Below are 18,065 nucleotides of genomic sequence, written 5' to 3'. Positions count from 1 at the left end.
ACGCCGAATGTAACCCTCAGCACCCGATTAATCAAACATGTGTTCGAGGTGTGTCGGCTGCCGAAGTCGTGCGCAGCACGACGGATCTTTCTGTCGGTGGGGTGCTTTATCGTCTGCAACAGTTCGATCACATGTTCTATAAATCGAACGCATGAGCGAGTATGTTCGAACACAAGAGCGAAAGCAGCGGACCGGAAGGCATCACGATGACGATTCTCGAAACCCCGGAAGTTCAGGCCCCGCCGACGGCCAGGCCCCGTATCAGGCCTGCCTACGATCGCAGGCGGTCGCGGTCCACTTGCCCTGGCGGAGCATCGGTGCGTTACAGCGGTACAGGCGTGCTGATGTCGCGCGCGTCGCACCGCCGGCGGCCGATCACCCCGGGCACCACGGTGCTGCTCGCGTTGGTGGCCGCTGGGATCACGGTTTGGCTCGGCCTGGTCGCACAGTTCGGCGGCGTGGTCGGCACCAGCCCGGCCGCCGTTCCGGATCGGCTCGCGGTGGTTCAGGTGCAGAGCGGAGAGAGCCTGCACCAGGTGGCGCAGCGGGTGGCGCCCGACGCCCCAGTGGGTCAGGTGGCGGACCGGATTCGCGAGCTCAACCAGCTCGACTCGGCTGCACTGGATGCCGGGCAGACGCTCATCGCCCCGGTCGGCTGACCGTCGGCCGGCTCGCGGAAGGCCTGCCGCGCAATCGTGTTCACCGAAAGATCGTCGGCCTACGTGCCGATCGCCCCGGTCATGGGCTTCCGGAACGTGCCGCAGGTACGCTCAGAGAGGTTCGAGTTGGTCGTTTGTTGGCGCGGCGAAGGAGCGGTGATGCACTGTCCGTTCTGTCGTCACCCCGATTCACGAGTGGTCGACTCGCGTGAAACCGACGAAGGCCAGGCGATCCGACGGCGCCGTTCCTGTCCCGAATGCGGAAGGCGGTTCACCACGGTGGAGACCGCGGTGCTGGCTGTCGTCAAACGCAGCGGTGTCACCGAGCCGTTCAGCCGCGAAAAGGTGATCAAAGGCGTACGTCGAGCCTGTCAGGGTCGGCAGGTCGACGACGATGCGCTGAATCTGCTGGCGCAGCAGGTCGAGGACAGTGTGCGCGCCGCCGGTTCACCCGAGGTGCCCAGCCATGAGGTCGGCCTGGCCATTCTGGGGCCGCTGCGGGACCTCGACGAAGTGGCGTACCTTCGGTTCGCGTCGGTATACCGCGGGTTCACCTCGGCGGAGGACTTCGAGCGCGAAATCGAGGCACTGCGCGCGCACCGCAATTCACCGCAGCCGACCGCCAGCTGAGCGGCCGCGGAGGCGAAACTCAATCGATCTGCTTGACGCCGTCACTGACGACGCGGCCGGCGATGCGGACCCAGCCGTCGGCGCTCCACTCCGTGTGGATGTGCGAACCCTTGCCTTGAACGATCGTCAGGTCGCGGCTCAGGTAGTCGGTGATCCGGACGGCGGCGGCGCCGGTGGCCTCGTCCTCGGGCACGCCGAGGTCGGTCGCGAACATCCGTGACCGCACTACCCCTTGTTCCCGGTCGACCCACGTCCACAGGTAGTGGTTGACGTCGTCCGGGTAATCGGACGGGTCGACAGCGAGAAGGTCGTCGACGGAGGCGACGTCGTGGACGGCGAATTCCGGCGCCCACTCCGCCCGCGCCCTGACCGAGGTGAGGTCGTCGGTGTATGACACCTGCACGATGCCGGCATGAACCCTCAGCGTGTGAATTGGAGTGCCTCGTTCGCGAAGCCACCAGGCCGCACCGACCGTCGGATGCCCCGCGAAGGGCAATTCGACGGCCGGCGTGTGGATGTGGGCGTGCGCGGTGCTGGTGCCGGGCGACGGTAGGTCGATGAATATGGTTTCGCTGTAACCCAATTGGGCGGCTATCCGCTGCCGGGCGCCCGCGTCGACGGCGCTGGCGTCGACGACGCCCAGCGGGTTTCCGTAGTTGCCGTCGGGGTCGGTGAAGACCCGCAGCACGGTGACGTCGATGGCCATGGGGCCGATGCTACTTCTTAGCGGCGTCACAGCGGCGCCGCCGCAGTCGATGCGGCGGTCAGGTGGCGCTGCGCTCGTCGGCGCCGATCGCGTCGAGCACGGCGACCCGGGTGTCGACCGAGCCGGAGATCGTGCCCTGGTTGACGCCCGCCCGTAACAGCCCGCGCAGGTACTCCTGGTCGTAGACCGCTGGTTCGGTGCCGTCGATGAACTTCTCCACCACCTCGACGAAGCGATCGGGGTCGTCGTGGAACGGGAAATGACCGGAGCCCTCGAAGATTTCCAACCGCGAACCAGGCATCGCGGCGTGCGCCATCCGGGCGTGACTTACCGGTATCACGGCGTCACCGCTACCCCAGATCAACTGCACTGGAACCGATTGCGTCAGGTAGCAGCGGTCCAGCATGGTCACGACCTGACCGCGCCAATCCACCACGGCGCGCAGAGTGCGGGCGAACGCCGAAGACGCGGTCGGTTCGGGTAGGTCATTGAGAATGCGCAGCACTTGGGGCAGGTCGCGGCCCAGGCCGGTGGATCCGAACATCCCGCCGGCGATGCGGCCCACCGCCTGCAGTGTCGGCAGCACCAGCGGCAGACGCAGCAGTGCCAGCGCCTCACTGCCCATCGGCAGCGAAGCGAATCGCAGCGCAATGTTGACATCCTTGGTGACCCCGCCGGCTCCGACCAGGATGAGCCGGTCGACCAGTTGCGGGAACTGGTAGGCGAACTGCATGGCCACCCCGCCACCGAGGGAATGACCGATGACCGTCACCCGGTCGATGTCCAGGACGCTCAGCAGGTCGCGCATGCCGTTGGCGTAGGCGGCGACCGAGTAATCCGCGCGCGGTTTGTCGGATTTTCCGTGGCCCAGAAGATCGGGCGCGATGACCGTGAACCGCTGGGCGAGCTTCGCCTGCACCGCATTCCAGGTGGTGGAGTTGTCGCCGATGCCGTGGATCAGCAGGATCGCGGGCCCAGAACCCGCCACCCGGTACGCCCGGCGATAACCGTGGATGGTGCGGTGCTGCAGGATCGGCGTCAGTTCCCGTACCGGGCGTAGGTTCGGCTTTCGCGCGGCCATTGCGTCAACTTAGCTGGCGTTCGCGAGACGCGCTAATTATTGACGCTCAATGTCAAGCGACGTGGGCTAACCGGTGTCGTCGCCGTCCTGGAACGGATCCCCGGACTTCTTTTCGGCCTGCTGGGCGAGGAACCGTTCGAACTCCGCGCCGAGCTCTTCGCCGCTGGGCAGGTCCTCATCGCTGGCCAGCAGCGACCGGTTCTCCTGGGCGGCGATGAAGGCGTCGTACTGGCGCTCGAGCGCGGCCACCACCTGTGCGACCTCGGGGCTCTCCTCGACCTGCTCATTGATCTTGGTCAGCACTTCCGCGCCGGCTGCCACCAGGGCGTCCAGCGGGATGTTCAGCGACGCGTTCCTGGCCACCTCGGCCAGCAGCGCCTCTGCCGCGGCGGGGTAGTCGGTCTGCGCGAGGTAGTGCGGTACGTGCACGGTGAACCCGACGGCCTCGTGCCCGTGCTGCGACATCCGGAACTCGAGCAGGTTCGACACGCTGGCGGGAACCTGTACTTCTCCGACCCACGGCTGGTGGTCGGCGATGAGCTCCTTGTCGCTGGAGTGCGCCGTCATCGTGATGGGGCGGGTGTGTGGCACGGCCATCGGGATGGTGCCCAGTCCCACGACCCGGCGCACGTCGAGCCGTTCGGCCAACAGCCGCACGGCGGTGATGAACCGCTCCCAGCGAAGGTCGGGTTCGAGCCCGGCGAGCAGCAGAAATGGGGTGCCGACGCTGTCGCGCATCGCGTACAGGTTGAGTTCGGGGTCCTCGTAGTGGGTGAAGTGATCGGTCTTGAAGGTCATCAACGGACGCCGGGACCGGTAGTCCAGCAGCTCGTCGATTGCGAACGACGCCACCAGCTCGGTGTCGAGCGTGTCCTTGAGATGCTGGGCGGCCAACCGGATGGCGTGTCCGGCATCGGAGAACCCTTCGAGGGCATGGATCAGCACCGGGCCCCGGCCATCCGTCGAGGACAGTTGGGGTGCGGGGAACTCCAGCTCGTACATGCCGGATTGTTCCGGCTGGTAGCGCTGTTCGGGGTTACCAGGGTGTTCTGGGCTGTCAGCCATCGAGCCTCGCCTCCTCGCGGTGGTGCCAAGACAATCAATGCCTTCGTACCTGTGACAACTAGTCTCGCGCACGTTGCGTTCCCGTTGCCGGGCATCCCATGCCCGATCGGGCAGATTGTTTGCCGGCTCCGTTCGACGGCCATGGCCGATGCGGCTCGGCTCACGGCCGCACTCCTCAACGCGGCTCGTCCCTCGCCGCTTGATCGTCGCGCGGCTAGGTGCGGAACTGGTTGAGTGCCCGCAGCTTGTTCATCACGTCCAGCGCGGCGACTTTGTAGGCCTCGGAGAAGGTGGGGTAGTTGAACACCGCGTCGACCAGGTATTCGACGGTACCCCCGCAGCCCATGACGGCCTGACCGATGTGCACCATCTCGGTGGCGCTGGTACCGAAGATGTGCACGCCGAGCAGCTTCAGGTCGTCGGTCGAGACCAGCAGCTTGAGCATGCCGTAGGAATCGCCGGCGATCTGGCCCCTGGCCAACTCCCGGTAGCGCGACACCCCGACTTCGTACGGGATCGCGTTGCGGGTCAACTCGACCTCGGTGGCGCCGACGTAAGACACCTCCGGAATCGAATAGATGCCGATCGGCTGCAGATCGGTCATGCCCTTCGCGGGCTCGCCGAACGCGTGGTACGCCGCCAGCCTGCCCTGGTCCATCGAGGTGGCGGCCAACGCCGGAAAGCCGATCACATCGCCGACGGCATAGACGTGGTCGACCTTCGTCTGATAGTTGCTGTCGACGTCGATGCGGCCGCGCGCGTCGGTTTCCAGGCCCGCGTTGGCCAGATCGAGGTGTTCGGTCTGGCCCTGCCTGCCGGCGGAGTACATCACGGTCTCGGCGGGGATCTGCTTGCCGCTGGCCAGCGTGGTGACGGTGCCCGCCGCGCCGACGTCCACGGCCGTCACCTCCTCGCCGAACCGGAATGTCACCGCGAGGTCGCGCAGGTGGAACTTGAGGGCTTCCACGATCTCGGGGTCGCAGAAATCCAGCATGGTGTCGCGCTTCTCCACCACGGTGACTTTGGTGCCGAGCGCGGCGAACATCGACGCGTACTCGATCCCGATCACCCCCGCGCCGACCACGACCATCGTCGCGGGCAGCGACTTCAGGTCGAGGATCCCGTCGGAGTCGAGCACGCGGTCCTCGTCGAACTCGACGCCGGCCGGCCGGGCCGGTTTGGTGCCGGTGGCGATCACCACGTAATCGCCGCTGACCGTGGTGCGCTCACCGCGGGTGGGCTCCTCGACCAGCACGGTGTGCGGGTCAACGAACCGACCGTGGCCCTGGAAGAGGTCGATGCGGTTGCGTATCAACTGCGAGCGGACGACGTCCTGCTCCTTGCCGATCACGTGCGCCGTGCGTGCGAGCAGGTCCGCCGGCGTGATCTTCTCCTTGACGCGGTAGCTCGCGCCGTACAGCTCGCGCTGGCTCATGCCGGTGAGGTAGACGACCGCCTCCCGAAGCGTCTTGGAGGGAATGGTTCCGGTGTTCACGCAAACACCGCCGAGCATCCGGCCGCGCTCGACGACGGCGACCGTCTTGCCGAGTTTCGCCGCGGCGATCGCGGCTTTCTGCCCGCCGGGACCGGAACCGAGGACAACGAGGTCGTACTCCAGCATGGAACCCAAGGCACCCATAGCAACAAGGTGTACGCCGGTTGGCCGGATTCCGCAGGCCGACAGGCGGCAACCGGAAGCGAATTTCATCCCCAACCTCGAATTGATCCACAGCTTCGCCGGCCGCGACCCTCGACGGGCGCCCGCCGTCCGAGCCGCCGGGGAGGGTCGCCCCATGACGACCTCACCATCACCCGATTTCCAGCTGAACCGTCCCGCAGTCCTCATCGCGGCCCTGCCCGCCGTCCTGGGTTTCGTCCCGGAGAAATCCCTCGTGCTCGTGACCGTGGAGCGCGGCACGCTGGGATGCGTCATGCGCGTGGACCTCTCCGATGAGTTGCCCGAATCGGTCGACCACATCGCCGAGGTGGCCGCAGCGGCGCGACCGGACTCGGCGATTGCTGTCATCGTCGACGAGGACGGCGCCGGTTGCCGCCTGTGCAACGACGAGTACGGCGAACTCGCCGCGATGTTGGCGGCCGCCCTGGCCGAACGCGGCATCGAACTGCTCGCCGCGCATGTTGTCGACCGGGTCGCGGCCGGAGGGCGATGGCACTGCGCCGACGGTTGCGGCGAGGCGGGCATCGTGGAAGACCCGTCGGCATCGCCGCTCGCGATGGCCGCCGTTCTCGACGGGCGCAGGCTCTATGCCCGGCGCGCCGAGCTTCAGGACGTCATCGCGGTCACCGATTCCGCCCGCGCGGCGGCGTTGGCCGTACCCATCGCCGACGCGCAGTCCGGTCGATCGCACGCCGACGCCGGCAGCGATATCGAGGCCGTGATCGCGACGGCCGCCCGGGTCGCCGACGGTGAGGAATTGCCCGATCCCGTCGTGGCTCGGATCGCGGCCGCGCTGACCGATCTGCAGGTGCGCGACACGCTTTACGCGCTGGCGGTCGGGGAGAGCGCGACACAGGCAGAGTCGTTGTGGGCCGAGCTGTCGCGGCGGCTGCCCGACCCGTGGCGGGTGGAAGCCCTTGTGCTTCTGGCATTTTCGGCGTATTCGCGCGGTGACGGTCCGTTGGCGGGGGTGTCGCTGGAGGCGGCGCTTCGGTGCGACGGCACGCATCGGATGGCGGGCATGCTCGACACCGCGCTGCAATCGGGTCTGCGACCGGAACGAATTCGTGAGCTGGCCACCACGGGCTACCGGTTGGCCGACCAATTGGGAGTGCGGTTACCGCCGAGACGGGTGTTCGGTCGACGGGCCGGTTGACCGCGCCCGGTCGACCCGGCCCGTTGGGCACTCGCTGCGGCGAATCAGATGGCGGGTCAGACCTTCTCGACCTTGACGGCGTGCGCCATGTGGTGGGGCAGCTCGACCTGCTCGTGGCCGGGGATCACGATCATCACCCCGCCGTGCTCGTTGGTCTGCACGGTCACGCGGGCGTTGGGAACCACGCCCGCATCCTTGAGCCTGGAGATCAAATCGACGTCGCCCTGGACGTGCTCGGTCAGCTGCCGCACCACGACCGCGACGGGCATACCGGCCGGCAGCTCGGTGAGCCGGACCAGGTTCAATCCGTCGCCCGGCGACGAGTTGATCAGGCCCAACTCCGAGAGCCCGGGAATCGGGTTACCGAACGGCGAGGTGGTGGGATTGTTGAGGACCTGCACGAGTCGGCGTTCGACGTCTTCGCTCATCACGTGTTCCCACCGGCAGGCCTCGGCGTGCACTTCCTCCCAGGGCAGGCCGATCACGTCGACAAGCAGTCGCTCGGCGAGTCGGTGCTTGCGCATGACGGCCACGGCCAGGGCACGGCCCTTGTCGGTGAGCTCGAGGTGGCGATCGCCGGCGACGTGCAGGAGGCCGTCGCGTTCCATCCGGGACACGGTCTGGCTGACGGTGGGGCCGCTCTGATCCAGACGCTCCGCGATGCGTGCACGCAATGGCACCACGCCCTCTTCTTCGAGGTCGTAGATCGTCCGCAGGTACATCTCTGTGGTGTCGACTAGATCATTCATGCGCTAACCCTCCGTCAGCGATGAGTCTACCGGCCTGAGGGCCTGAACTGCGTTGTTACGTCCGCGACACCGCGGCTCGCGCACGATGAAGACGCGTCCCCGCCGGTCGTCCCGGCGGGGAATCGTCATCGATGGACTAGCTGGCGTAAGACCGCAGCCGATCGGCTCGGTCGCCGTTGCGCAGCTTGGCCATGACCTCGCGCTCGATCTGTCGCACCCGCTCACGGGAGAGGCCGAAAAGCTTGCCGATCTGGTCGAGGGTGCGCGGCTGACCGTCGTCGAGACCGAAGCGCAGCCGGATCACCTGCTGCTCGCGTTCGTCGAGGGTGGCCAGCACGTGCCGGATGTCGGTGTGCAGCAGTTCGGAGATCACGGCGTTCTCGGCGGACATCGCCTCGGCGTCCTCGATGAAGTCGCCCAGCGGCGCTTCCTCGTCGCTGCCCACCGGCATGTCGAGGCTCACCGGGTCGCGGCTGTGTTCCAGCAGATCGGTGATCTTCTCCACGGGAATGCCGGACTCGGCCGCCAGTTCCTCGTCGGTGGCCTCGCGGCCGAGATTCTGGTGCATCTCCCGCTTGATTCGGGCGAGCTTGTTCACCTGCTCGACCAGGTGCACCGGAAGCCGGATGGTGCGACTCTGATCCGCCATCCCACGCGTGATCGCCTGCCGGATCCACCACGTGGCGTACGTCGAGAACTTGAATCCCTTGGTGTAGTCGAACTTTTCCATCGCGCGGATGAGGCCCAGATTGCCCTCCTGGATCAAATCCAGCAGGGGCATGCCGCGGCCGGTGTAGCGCTTCGCCAGCGACACCACCAGACGCAGGTTGGCTTCCAGCAGATGGCGTCGCGCCGCCTCGCCGTCGCGGACCACCGCAGCAAGATCACGTTTGCGGTTCTCGCCCAAGCGCTTCCGTGTTTCGAGCAGATGCTTCGCGTAAAGCCCTGCCTCGATGCGTTTTGCGAGCTCGACCTCGTCGGCGGCGTTGAGCAAGGCCGTTTTGCCAATGCCATTGAGATACACGCGTACGAGGTCAGCCGCTGGACTCTGCGCGTCCAGGTCGTGGTCGACGCGGATAGTGCTGGCATTTGCCATGACGGCCTCCTGATCAAGTCGAACTGTCATGAGCTACAACGCCCACGAGGTTCTAAGAGTTCCCGGCGGTCGGCCGGTTCACACCTTCTGATCAGCGGTTTCTCGTCGTCGACCTGAGAATGTCCTTAGAAAAGGAACAGAAGCGGCTCAACTGGGAACATCGCCGTTGCAGGCGCGTCCGTCGGGTTGCGGCGGGGAGACGATGCCGTGTTCCAAGGCCGGCCGTTCGGCGGTCGGGAACTGCGCAGCGCGGCGCTGCGCGTCGTACCGCCGGGGTTCTTCGGGGCGCCGCGGCGGACGGTCGTTGGCGATGAGCACGGCGATCCACGGCAGCGGAATCGAGGCCACCAGAATTCCCAACGAGATCAAGCCGTTGTGCCAGATGCCGTACGCGACCGCAGCCAGGATCAGCGCCGGAATCCGAAACGACATGATGGTCAGGTACTTGCGGACCCGTTGACGGTGCTGTTCCTCGTAGGCGGGAGCGGCGCGAGTGATCAGGACGGGCCGGCCCTCGTCGTCGAAACTCAGCTCGGGGCCGTGTTTCATACCTCCACTGTCGCACATTGTCGCTCCGCTGTACGGGTCGGTTTCCTTACGGGCAAAATGGTTGTCATGCAGACCCAGACGATCGAGCGCACCGACACCGACGAACGCGTCGACGACGGGACCGACAGCGACATCCCTAAGTACTTCCACTACGTCAAGAAGGACAAGATCGCCGAGAGCGCAGTGATGGGTACCCACGTCGTCGCGCTGTGCGGCGAGGTCTTCCCGGTGACGAAGTCCGCCAAACCGGGCTCGCCGGTGTGCCCGGAGTGCAAGCGCATCTACGAGAAGCTCAAGAAGTAATTCCGTCGGCTGCCGTCTCTGGTGCCCGGCTTTCGCGTGGGCCCAGCGTCGCGGCTGCCGCCCGGCGTTCCGCGGCCGCGACGCCGTTGCGGGTCTCGGCCTTCTCCTTCAGCCACCACCGGAACCGCTTCGCATGGGTCGCAGATGCCGGCCACTCCTCCTGCACGGCGGCGTTGAGTTCGGCGCCGATCATGATTGCGAACCCGAGGAAGAACGCGAACAACAGAAAGGCGATCGGCGTTGCCAGTGCGCCGTAGGTGTAGCCGGTCGCGGTGATCCACGTCAGGTAGAAGCGCAGCCCGAACGTCGCCGCCAGGAATACCGCGGTGGCCAGCACGGAGCCCAGCAGCAGCCGGTGCGATGGCAACGGTTTCGGCAGCGACACCCGATAGAGGATGTTGACCGCCACGACGAGCCCCAGGATCAGCACCGGGTAGTAGCCGAACTGCAGGACGCGGTCCCAGCTGTCGGGTAGGTACTCGGCGATCTTGCGGGGACCCAAAGCGATGAAGGGCGCGGTCAGGATCGCGAGGACCAACATCACCACATAGAGCCCGAGCGCGTAGAACCGCTGGCGGACCGGGTGGCGCAGCGGAGTCTGGTCGTGAGCTTCGGTGATGGAGTCGACGAACGCCGAGATCGCCGACGAGCCCGCCCACAGCGAGATCACGAAGCCGACCGAGACCACTTCGCCGCGGGCGCCCTTGACGATGTCGCGGATCGTCGGCTCGATGATCTCGGCGACGACATTGGTGGAGAAGAACCTCCCCGCCGTGTCGATGATCTGGGTCTCGATGGTCGGCAGAGTCTCCGGACCGAACAGCGGAGCGATGTACGCCAAGCTGCCCAGCATGCCGAGCAGTAGCGGCGGCAGTGACAGTGCCGACCAGAACGCGGCCTGCGCCGACTCCGAGAAAATCGAATCGTCCCAGCTTTTCGACAAGGTGCGCCGCACGAGGTGTCGAATGTGGTGGCGCGACGGCTTCATCGGCAACGGCTGGGGCTGGTCACTCATGACCAGTCCAGCATTCCTGACGAAGCGTGCTCCTGCCCAGTGCGGCCTGCGCCGTGTCGGGCGTTATGCCTCCACCGGGCTGACTTCCAGAACCGCGGCCAACTCGATCAGCTTGGTCTCGTGCTCGTTGGCGTGGTGTTGGCAGAAGAGCAACTCCGCTCCCGACGGGAGCTTCGCGCGAACCCGGGCCGCGGCACCGCAACGATCGCAGCGGTCAGCCCGGCTCAAGGGGGGACTGGTGAGCGTTGCGTTCGTCATTGCGGACCTCCGTACTGTTCGCGTGCATCTACTGTCTCAGACGTATTGGCTTCCGGCGTTGTTCCCAAGGGGTTTACCGGTGTGTCGTGTCTCACCGTTACCTCGAGTTGCCGACACGGCAGGCTGGCGATATGAGCCACTCGTCGCCGGTGCTGGTCCACCTGTGTAGCACGCAGGAGTGGCGATCGGCACAAGCGCGCGGCGAGCATCGCCCCGATTCGCTCGGGGCGAACGGGTTCGTCCACCTCTCGACGCCCGAGCAGGTGCACCTGCCGGCCAACCGGCTCTACGCCGGTCGCACCGACCTGGTGCTGCTGCGCATCGACGCCGCACAGCTGTCCTCTCCCGTTCGCTGGGAACCCGGTATGCCCGCTGATCCAGTGGGAATGGTGTTCCCACATCTGTATGGGCCTTTGCCAACCGCTGCTGTGATAAGCGTCACGCCGTATCGGCCCGGTGCGGACGGTCGGTTCGCTCCGCTCGCACCGTAGGTCCGTCGCTCCCGCCGGTGGTGATCGCCGTCCACGGCCGGAAGGCTTCTACGTACACTTACAAATCGTGGGCATTCTGTTAGGTCTCGCACCCTGGATCGTCTACTGGGTGCTCATCGGCAACGTTCCGTTCACCGTCGCGGTGCTGATCGCCCTGGCGGTCGCGGTCGCGGCATTCGTGCTGGGGCAGGTGCGCGGCGGACCGGGTCGGATACTCGAAATCGGCGCGCTGGCAACATTTTTGGTACTGACAGTGTTGACCTTTACGCTCGACCAGTCATTCATGGAACAGTGGATGCAGCCGCTGAGCAACGCCGGCATCTTTCTGGTGGCGCTCACCGGCGTGCTGGTCGGCAAGCCGTTCGTGCGTGAGTTCGCCGAGGTCGGCCAGCCACCGCACGTTGTCAACAGCGACCTCTTTGCGAAGATCACCTCGCTGCTGACCTGGATCTGGGTGGCGGCGTTCGGCGGCATGACGCTGTCGTCGGCGATCCCGCCGATCGTGTACGGCGATGCGACCATCCTGGACACCAAGACCCCGCTGTCGTTCATCTGCTACTGGGTGATCCCGTTCGCGTTGTTGGCCGGGGCGGCGTTTGCGACCAGGGTGCTACCGGACCGGATCGCCGCCGGCGCGGACGACATCGTCCGCAAGACGTCGTTCGTCGCGTTCTCGGAGGCCGAGATCGATCAGTTGATGTATCTGGCCACCGAACACGCCAACCGCGAGGTCGGCCCCGGCAAGGAGGCTTACGACATCAAGATCGGCAGCAAGGGCGTGCCGTTGACCGGCGACGAGACCCGCGAGTCCTGGCCGTCGACGTACAAGGTGCGCGACAAGAAGCGATGATCCCGATCGGAACCGGCACCCAGTCGTCGCACGCCTGAAGCGAGATCGCGTCACACAACCCGACACTCGTGAGTTCGGTCCGGGATCGCTTGCCCGTGTTGCATACTTCCCTCTACGCGCCGGCAGATCGAGGAGCGCCATGGGATTCAGGGGAGTAACTGCGGCGTCGGTTCTCGCGGCGGGTGTCGTCGCGGTGGCGTTCGCCGCTCCCGCGTACGGCACGGACCAGATCACGGCGAACGCGGTCGGCACATACGACGCCGAATACGAGTGGGGTACCAAGACGTGGGTCGTCACACCGTGCGAGGGCGACGCGTTTCAGTGTGTACACGTCACCGAGTACGAGCCGGATGACACCGAGCGGAAGTCCCCGGTATGGAGTGCAAACGCCTACTGGCAGGTCGGTTGGTGGATCGCCAGGGGAGCCCCGACCCGTGATGCGCTCATGTGCGAGGACGGCTCGAAGCACGATCTGCCGATGAACTACGCATGGGACGCCGCGACGGGTGAGGCCGTGCAGTCCTTCTACGAACCCGGGCTATGTGGTGAGGCGTACAACGGCTACAACGATTTGATGCTGACCAAGACCGGACCCGCGCCGACGCCGACGTAGAGGCGCTCAGTCCAAGTAGTCGCGCAGCACCTGAGAACGGCTGGGGTGGCGCAACTTCGACATCGTCTTCGATTCGATCTGGCGGATGCGTTCGCGCGTCACCCCGTACACCTGACCGATCTCGTCGAGCGTGCGCGGCTGGCCGTCGGTGAGGCCGAACCGCAGCCGCACTACGCCTGCTTCACGCTCCGACAGGGTTTCCAGCACCGACTGCAGCTGATCCTGCAGCAGCGTGAACGACACCGCGTCGACGGCCACCACAGCTTCGGAGTCCTCGATGAAATCACCGAGCTGGGAATCGCCTTCATCACCGATGGTCTGGTCCAGGGAGATCGGCTCACGCGCATATTGCTGGATCTCCAGCACCTTCTCCGGCGTGATGTCCATCTCTTTGGCCAGCTCTTCGGGCGTCGGCTCCCGCCCCAGATCCTGCAGCAGCTCGCGCTGGATGCGGCCGAGCTTGTTGATCACCTCGACCATGTGCACCGGAATACGGATGGTGCGGGCCTGGTCGGCCATCGCGCGGGTGATCGCCTGGCGGATCCACCAGGTGGCGTACGTGGAGAATTTGTAGCCCTTGGTGTAGTCGAACTTCTCGACGGCACGGATCAGGCCCAGGTTTCCTTCCTGGATGAGGTCCAGGAACGCCATGCCGCGGCCCGTGTAGCGCTTGGCCAGCGACACCACCAGACGCAAGTTCGCTTCCAGCAGATGGTTTTTCGCACGGTCACCGTCGCGGCAGATCCACATCATGTCGCGGCGCTGCGCGGCGGGCAGCTTCTCGCCGCGCTCGGCGATCTCGGCCATCAGCTGGGTGGCATACAGACCGGCCTCGATGCGCTTGGCTAGTTCGACCTCTTCCTCGGCGTTGAGCAGCGCGACCTTGCCGATCTGCTTGAGGTAGGCGCGAACCGAGTCGGCCGACGCGGTCAGCTCGGCGTCCTTGCGAGCTTGGCGCAGCGCCTCGGACTCCTCCTCGTCCCAGACGAAGTCGCCGGAGGCCTTGTCCTTCTCCGACGGCTCGGCGATCTCGTCGTCCTCGACAGCGGCGGCCTCATCCGTGGACTCCGCCGCGGGGGTGTCGCCCTCGGCGACCGCGGCAACCTCCTCGGCAGGCTCCTCGACGGCGACCTCGAGATCCGCAAGGTCGATGTCGGCCTCCTCGACCGCGAGGTCGTCGCCGGGCTCGGCTTCCAGCTCGTCGGCCTCGAGTTCGTCGGTCTCGACGTCGGTCTTGGTGGCCTCCGGATCGGCGGCGGTGGCCTTCTTGGCGCGACCGCGGGGGGCGGCTGTCTTCGCGGCCTTCGTCGCTCGCTTGGCCGGTGCCTTGGTCGCGGTGGTACCCGATTCGCGGCTCGCCGCTGGCTTGGCGGCCTTCTTCGCCGGCGCCTTGGTGGCGGTACGCGCCTTGGCGGCCTTCTTGGCCGGCGCCGTCGCATTGGCGGACTTCGCCGCTGTCTTCTTGGCGGGGGCGGCCTTGGTAGCGGTGCGCTTCACCGGCTCATCGGTTGCCGGGCTTGCCTTTGTCGCTGCCACGTACACCCTTTCCTTGTGCTACTCGTCGGTGGGCATGGGTGTCCCCATCGAGGAGCGTCGGCTGTCGAATATTGGCGGTTGATAATCGCCGCTATCCGGGCTGCGGCCGCCGTCGACCATTGTAACGACAGTGTGGGATAACGCCGCCTCGAGCGGCAAATCCCAGGTTCCGGGCGTGGCTACTTGGCAGTAGCTGTGACGTCCACCTCAGCGGCCATCGCGGCACCTACGATGCCCGCGGTGTTCTGCAGCGCCGCGGCGACCACCGGCGTGCGGTTCTTCAGCAACGGGACCCACTTCTCGGCCTTGCGGCTGATGCCGCCACCCGCGATGAACAGGTCGGGCCAGATCGCGTTCTCGACCGCTACCAGCACCTTTGTCACCTCGACAGTCCAGCGTTCGTAGCTCCAGCCCTTGCGTTCCTTGACCGACGACGCGGCGCGGTGCTCGGCCTCCTTGCCGCCGACCTCGAGGTGGCCGAACTCGGTATTGGGCAGCAGGACGCCGTTGTGGATGACCGCCGAACCGATGCCCGTGCCGAAGGTCAACAGCACGATGACGCCCGTGTTGTCGCGGCCCGCGCCGAACTTCTCCTCGGCCAACCCGGCCGCGTCGGCGTCGTTGAGAACCGTCACCTGCTGTCCACCGAGATGGTCCACGATCACATCGCGGGCGTTCACGCCGATCCAACGCTTGTCGACGTTGGCCGCGGTCCGCACGATCCCGTCTGTCACCACGCCGGGATAGGTGACCCCCAGCTTGTCCGTCCAACCGAACTCACGGACCACAGCGGCGACGGTCTCGGCGACCGCGTCGGGCGTCGCCGGCTGGGGCGTGGGCAGCTTGAACCGCTCACCGATCAATTGGCCGGTGTCCAGGTCGACGATGCCGCCCTTGACGCCGCTGCCGCCCACATCGATGCCGAATCCGCGGCGTTGGCTCTCGGTGGTGCTCGGCGCGACGGAGGATGAATCGGTCGCGGTCATGAGCGCTCCTCCAGTTCAGCCAGGCGTGCCCGAGCCAATTCGTGCGCCCCACACCTTAGTGGCTCGCGGAAAGCCGCGCGTGGCTGTCGGGCGAGCAGGCCGCGACAACGTCGGCCGGACGTGCTGCGATGGGTCAATGCCCGACAACGACGCCGATCCCGTCCTGCTGCGCTCGGTCGCCGAGCAACTGGCCACCGAGGCGGCCGCCTTCGTGCTGCACCGCCGCGCAGAGGTTTTCGGCGACGCCGCCTCGGCACCGGAGACGCCCGGCGTATGGACCAAGAGCTCGCCCACCGACCCCGTCACCATCGTCGACACCGAGACCGAACGGCTGATCCGCGACCGGCTTGCCGTGCTGCGTCCCGGCGAACATGTGCTCGGTGAAGAAGAAGGCGGGGCACCCGCGCGACCGGGTGAATTGACCTGGGTGCTCGACCCGATCGACGGCACGGTCAACTTCGTCTACGGGTTGGACGCGTATGCGGTCTCGGTCGCCGTGCAACGCGACGGTGTTTCGTTGGCCGGTGCCGTCGCGAACGTGCCGACCGGCGCGGTGTACTCGGCCGCTGTCGGCCACGGCGCGCATCGGCGACATGCGGACGTGACCGCGCCGCTGCGCACGAGCAGTGCTGACGACTTGTCAATGTCGTTGTTGGGCACCGGTTTTTCCTACGACCGCGAGCAGCGGGCCCGACAGGCCGAGGTGCTGACCCGGATGCTGCCCGCGGTGCGCGACGTGCGCCGCATCGGATCCTGCGCGCTGGACCTCTGCATGGTGGCGGCAGGTCAACTCGATGCCTATTACGAGGACGGTGTGCACCTGTGGGACTGGGCGGCCGGGGCGCTCATCGCCGCCGAAGCGGGCGCCACACTGCGCCTGCCGCCGGGGGAAGGGTCGGAAGGCGGTCCCGGGTTCATCGTGGCCGCAGCGCCGGCCGTCGCGGCCGATCTGGACGCCGCGCTTCGCCGCGCGGGCGCGCCGTAGGTCTTCGCTAACTGGTTGCCGGACAGCCGGTTATCCGCTCAGCAGGCCCCCGAGTGGATCTCCGACAGCAGATCTGGATCGGCCGGCTGGGTGGCATCCGGACGCAGGCTGGCGAGCACTGCCTCGATGTCGTCGTTGCTGCTCAACTCGGTGAACTCGGTACCGAGGGCGAGGTCCACGCTGTCGTCGCCGCGGCCGTCCTGGAACAGTTCGGTGCACGGCGCGACCAGCCACACCGCTGCCGCCGCGGCGCGCCCGGCCTCGCCGAACCGGATTTGGCCCTGGCACTCCAGGCGGGCGGTGGCATAGAGCGGATCGTTGGCCGCGGTCGGTTCGGCGAAACCAAGATCCTTCAATGCACTGGCCACCTCGGCGGCCTGTCCACCCTGGCCGCTGGCGTTGAGCACCTTGATCTTCGTATCGGCGAGGCGGGCGGGCGCCACGTCGACCATCTCGGCGCGCGACACCTGTTCACCGACGGTCGGGGCCGGCGCGGCCGGGTCGGCGGGCGCCGGCGGCGGATTGCAGATGGCCGCTTCTTGCACGTCGGCAGGACGGTTCAGCGCGATGACCCAGACGAACAACGTCACCACCGACAGCGCGACGAACAACACGATCCCCGGCAGGTAGTACCGCCGGCGGAAGGGACGACCGTGCTCGTCGAACGCGGTTCCCTCAGTGATTTGCGCGACCACGAGTGCACTCTAAAGCCCCAGGTGCCGCATTGTTCGCGTGGCACGATGCGAGCTGTGACATAAATCACAGTGGAACGGGTATCAATACGGGCACGAATCATTTGGCGGATGCGTTCGACGCTGGTACAAAGCTCTGTCGCACAAGCTTTATTCGGAGGGGACGAGGATGGCTACCGATTACGACGCCCCACGGCGGACCGAGACCGATGACGTCTCGGAAGACTCGCTCGAGGAGTTGAAGGCGCGGCGTAACGAGGCCCAGTCGGCGGTTGTCGATGTCGACGAGTCAGAGTCCGCCGAGAACTTCGAATTGCCCGGCGCCGACCTGTCCGGCGAAGAACTGTCGGTGCGGGTGATCCCCAAACAGGCCGACGAGTTCACCTGCTCGAGCTGCTTTTTGGTACACCACCGCAGTCGTCTGGCCAGCGAGAAGAACGGCGTGATGATCTGCTCGGACTGCGCGGCCTAGTCGCGGTACTCCACTTCAACCGCGGAGCGCCCCCAGAACCCGGTCCGGATGCCGGCAGCTGACCAGCCAGTACGGCGTCGGATCATCGGGATCGTCGAGCACCACCAGAACCATCGGGCCCACCCACGCCCGATGTACGACGTAGGCGGCCGGGTCCAGTTGACGGCCCAGCGCGGCGGATTTGGCGCTGCGCGGCACTTCGGCCGAGCGCGCGATCACCTCGACAGGTAGGTGCGCGGCACCGGCCCAGAGCTCGGTGCCGTCCGGTCCGCCGACGACCCGCACCTCGGTCCGGCCCAGCCACAGCAGCACAACGGCCGCGACAGGCAGAAGCAGTGCGTAAGGCAGCCATCCGGGCACGCCCGGAACGCCCATCTGGATTTCGACGGCTATCAACGCCGCGAGGCCGAGGCCCGGCGGCCACCACCACCACGGCACCCGGAGTCGCTCGCGGTAGCGCACGGATTGCGACGTGGCGCGCGTGTCGGACACGCG

The 18,065-nt window shown here is 66.5% G+C and carries 22 protein-coding genes; 9 read left to right on the top strand and 13 right to left on the bottom strand.

Annotation, left to right across the window (positions count from 1 at the left end):
- The first annotated feature begins 206 nt into the window (after window positions 1–206).
- Together G6N18_RS06700 and nrdR are read left to right on the top strand one after the other, a co-directional pair.
- Window positions 207–659, top strand: a complete 453-nt coding sequence (locus G6N18_RS06700; protein ID WP_083000022.1) for a LysM peptidoglycan-binding domain-containing protein — start codon at window positions 207–209, stop codon at window positions 657–659.
- A 159-nt stretch (window positions 660–818) separates the two neighbouring features.
- The gene (nrdR, locus tag G6N18_RS06695; protein ID WP_083000023.1) at window positions 819–1,289 is read left to right on the top strand and encodes a transcriptional regulator NrdR; all 471 of its coding nucleotides are present in this window, start codon (window positions 819–821) and stop codon (window positions 1,287–1,289) included.
- A 19-nt stretch (window positions 1,290–1,308) separates the two neighbouring features.
- Here the strand turns inward: nrdR and G6N18_RS06690 are convergent, their stop codons facing one another.
- The 4 genes from G6N18_RS06690 to sthA all read right to left on the bottom strand — a co-directional run bounded on the left by G6N18_RS06690 (window position 1,309) and on the right by sthA (window position 5,762).
- Window positions 1,309–1,995, bottom strand: a complete 687-nt coding sequence (locus G6N18_RS06690; protein WP_082999960.1) for a PhzF family protein — start codon at window positions 1,993–1,995, stop codon at window positions 1,309–1,311.
- A gap of 58 nt (window positions 1,996–2,053) precedes the next feature.
- Window positions 2,054–3,076 carry an alpha/beta fold hydrolase gene (locus G6N18_RS06685; RefSeq protein WP_067215009.1) on the bottom strand — a complete coding sequence of 341 codons (1,023 nt, stop codon included), beginning with the start codon at window positions 3,074–3,076 and terminating at the stop codon, window positions 2,054–2,056.
- A 66-nt stretch (window positions 3,077–3,142) separates the two neighbouring features.
- The gene (locus G6N18_RS06680) at window positions 3,143–4,141 is read right to left on the bottom strand and encodes a proteasome assembly chaperone family protein (protein ID WP_082999961.1); all 999 of its coding nucleotides are present in this window, start codon (window positions 4,139–4,141) and stop codon (window positions 3,143–3,145) included.
- A gap of 214 nt (window positions 4,142–4,355) precedes the next feature.
- Entirely contained in the window at window positions 4,356–5,762 is a 1,407-nt protein-coding gene (gene sthA, locus G6N18_RS06675) for a Si-specific NAD(P)(+) transhydrogenase (RefSeq protein ID WP_179962418.1), read from the bottom strand.
- 172 nt (window positions 5,763–5,934) lie between these two features.
- Here sthA and G6N18_RS06670 point away from each other — a divergent pair, with 172 nt between their 5' ends.
- A complete protein-coding gene (locus tag G6N18_RS06670; protein WP_082999962.1) occupies window positions 5,935–6,975 on the top strand; it encodes a DUF4192 domain-containing protein in 1,041 nt (346 codons plus the stop codon).
- A gap of 56 nt (window positions 6,976–7,031) precedes the next feature.
- Here the strand turns inward: G6N18_RS06670 and G6N18_RS06665 are convergent, their stop codons facing one another.
- The 3 genes from G6N18_RS06665 to G6N18_RS06655 all read right to left on the bottom strand — a co-directional run bounded on the left by G6N18_RS06665 (window position 7,032) and on the right by G6N18_RS06655 (window position 9,369).
- Window positions 7,032–7,724 (bottom strand): iron-dependent transcriptional repressor DtxR, encoded by a 693-nt coding sequence (locus G6N18_RS06665; protein ID WP_059099826.1) that lies wholly within the window; start codon window positions 7,722–7,724, stop codon window positions 7,032–7,034.
- A gap of 136 nt (window positions 7,725–7,860) precedes the next feature.
- The gene (gene sigB / locus G6N18_RS06660; protein WP_067215022.1) at window positions 7,861–8,820 is read right to left on the bottom strand and encodes a sigma-70 family RNA polymerase sigma factor SigB; all 960 of its coding nucleotides are present in this window, start codon (window positions 8,818–8,820) and stop codon (window positions 7,861–7,863) included.
- Window positions 8,821–8,967: 147 nt separating this feature from the next.
- Entirely contained in the window at window positions 8,968–9,369 is a 402-nt protein-coding gene (locus G6N18_RS06655) for a DUF3099 domain-containing protein (RefSeq protein WP_234806076.1), read from the bottom strand.
- A gap of 66 nt (window positions 9,370–9,435) precedes the next feature.
- Here G6N18_RS06655 and G6N18_RS06650 point away from each other — a divergent pair, with 66 nt between their 5' ends.
- Window positions 9,436–9,672, top strand: a complete 237-nt coding sequence (locus tag G6N18_RS06650; protein WP_059099829.1) for a DUF3039 domain-containing protein — start codon at window positions 9,436–9,438, stop codon at window positions 9,670–9,672.
- Here the strand turns inward: G6N18_RS06650 and G6N18_RS06645 are convergent.
- Together G6N18_RS06645 and G6N18_RS06640 are read right to left on the bottom strand one after the other, a co-directional pair.
- Complete coding sequence (locus tag G6N18_RS06645) at window positions 9,662–10,687, bottom strand: YihY/virulence factor BrkB family protein (RefSeq protein WP_067215030.1); 1,026 nt, start codon at window positions 10,685–10,687, stop codon at window positions 9,662–9,664. The two genes, G6N18_RS06650 and G6N18_RS06645, sit on opposite strands and share 11 nt — an antisense overlap.
- A 63-nt stretch (window positions 10,688–10,750) precedes the next feature.
- Window positions 10,751–10,945, bottom strand: coding sequence for a DUF7455 domain-containing protein (locus G6N18_RS06640; protein ID WP_067215033.1), 195 nt, complete (start codon window positions 10,943–10,945; stop codon window positions 10,751–10,753).
- A 131-nt stretch (window positions 10,946–11,076) separates the two neighbouring features.
- On the opposite strand from G6N18_RS06640, the gene G6N18_RS06635 reads away from it, so the two are divergent.
- From G6N18_RS06635 to G6N18_RS06625, 3 genes are all read left to right on the top strand, one after another.
- A complete protein-coding gene (locus G6N18_RS06635; protein WP_067215042.1) occupies window positions 11,077–11,436 on the top strand; it encodes a DUF952 domain-containing protein in 360 nt (119 codons plus the stop codon).
- A 67-nt stretch (window positions 11,437–11,503) separates the two neighbouring features.
- Window positions 11,504–12,286, top strand: coding sequence for a hypothetical protein (locus G6N18_RS06630; protein WP_067215045.1), 783 nt, complete (start codon window positions 11,504–11,506; stop codon window positions 12,284–12,286).
- Between the two features lie 139 nt (window positions 12,287–12,425).
- Complete coding sequence (locus G6N18_RS06625; RefSeq protein WP_131805702.1) at window positions 12,426–12,899, top strand: hypothetical protein; 474 nt, start codon at window positions 12,426–12,428, stop codon at window positions 12,897–12,899.
- A 6-nt stretch (window positions 12,900–12,905) separates the two neighbouring features.
- On the opposite strand, the gene G6N18_RS06620 is transcribed toward G6N18_RS06625, so the two are convergent.
- Together G6N18_RS06620 and ppgK are read right to left on the bottom strand one after the other, a co-directional pair.
- Window positions 12,906–14,435: an RNA polymerase sigma factor gene (locus G6N18_RS06620; RefSeq protein ID WP_067215299.1), complete on the bottom strand. Its 1,530-nt coding sequence runs from the start codon at window positions 14,433–14,435 to the stop codon at window positions 12,906–12,908.
- Between the two features lie 179 nt (window positions 14,436–14,614).
- The gene (gene ppgK, locus G6N18_RS06615; RefSeq protein ID WP_067215055.1) at window positions 14,615–15,421 is read right to left on the bottom strand and encodes a polyphosphate--glucose phosphotransferase; all 807 of its coding nucleotides are present in this window, start codon (window positions 15,419–15,421) and stop codon (window positions 14,615–14,617) included.
- A 136-nt stretch (window positions 15,422–15,557) separates the two neighbouring features.
- Here ppgK and G6N18_RS06610 point away from each other — a divergent pair, with 136 nt between their 5' ends.
- Window positions 15,558–16,406 carry an inositol monophosphatase family protein gene (locus tag G6N18_RS06610; protein ID WP_067215058.1) on the top strand — a complete coding sequence of 283 codons (849 nt, stop codon included), beginning with the start codon at window positions 15,558–15,560 and terminating at the stop codon, window positions 16,404–16,406.
- Window positions 16,407–16,444: 38 nt separating this feature from the next.
- Here the strand turns inward: G6N18_RS06610 and cei are convergent, their stop codons facing one another.
- The gene (gene cei, locus G6N18_RS06605; protein ID WP_067215062.1) at window positions 16,445–17,101 is read right to left on the bottom strand and encodes an envelope integrity protein Cei; all 657 of its coding nucleotides are present in this window, start codon (window positions 17,099–17,101) and stop codon (window positions 16,445–16,447) included.
- A 166-nt stretch (window positions 17,102–17,267) separates the two neighbouring features.
- Between cei and G6N18_RS06600 the strand changes: the two genes are divergently transcribed.
- Window positions 17,268–17,570, top strand: coding sequence for a DUF4193 domain-containing protein (locus tag G6N18_RS06600; RefSeq protein ID WP_066980415.1), 303 nt, complete (start codon window positions 17,268–17,270; stop codon window positions 17,568–17,570).
- A gap of 15 nt (window positions 17,571–17,585) precedes the next feature.
- Here G6N18_RS06600 and G6N18_RS06595 read toward each other — a convergent pair whose 3' ends face one another.
- The gene (locus G6N18_RS06595; RefSeq protein WP_067215067.1) at window positions 17,586–18,062 is read right to left on the bottom strand and encodes a DUF3093 domain-containing protein; all 477 of its coding nucleotides are present in this window, start codon (window positions 18,060–18,062) and stop codon (window positions 17,586–17,588) included.
- Window positions 18,063–18,065: the final 3 nt, after the last annotated feature.

This window comes from Mycolicibacterium celeriflavum, assembly GCF_010731795.1.
Lineage (GTDB): Bacteria > Actinomycetota > Actinomycetes > Mycobacteriales > Mycobacteriaceae > Mycobacterium > Mycobacterium celeriflavum.
This window is presented reverse-complemented; position numbering and strand designations above follow the sequence as displayed.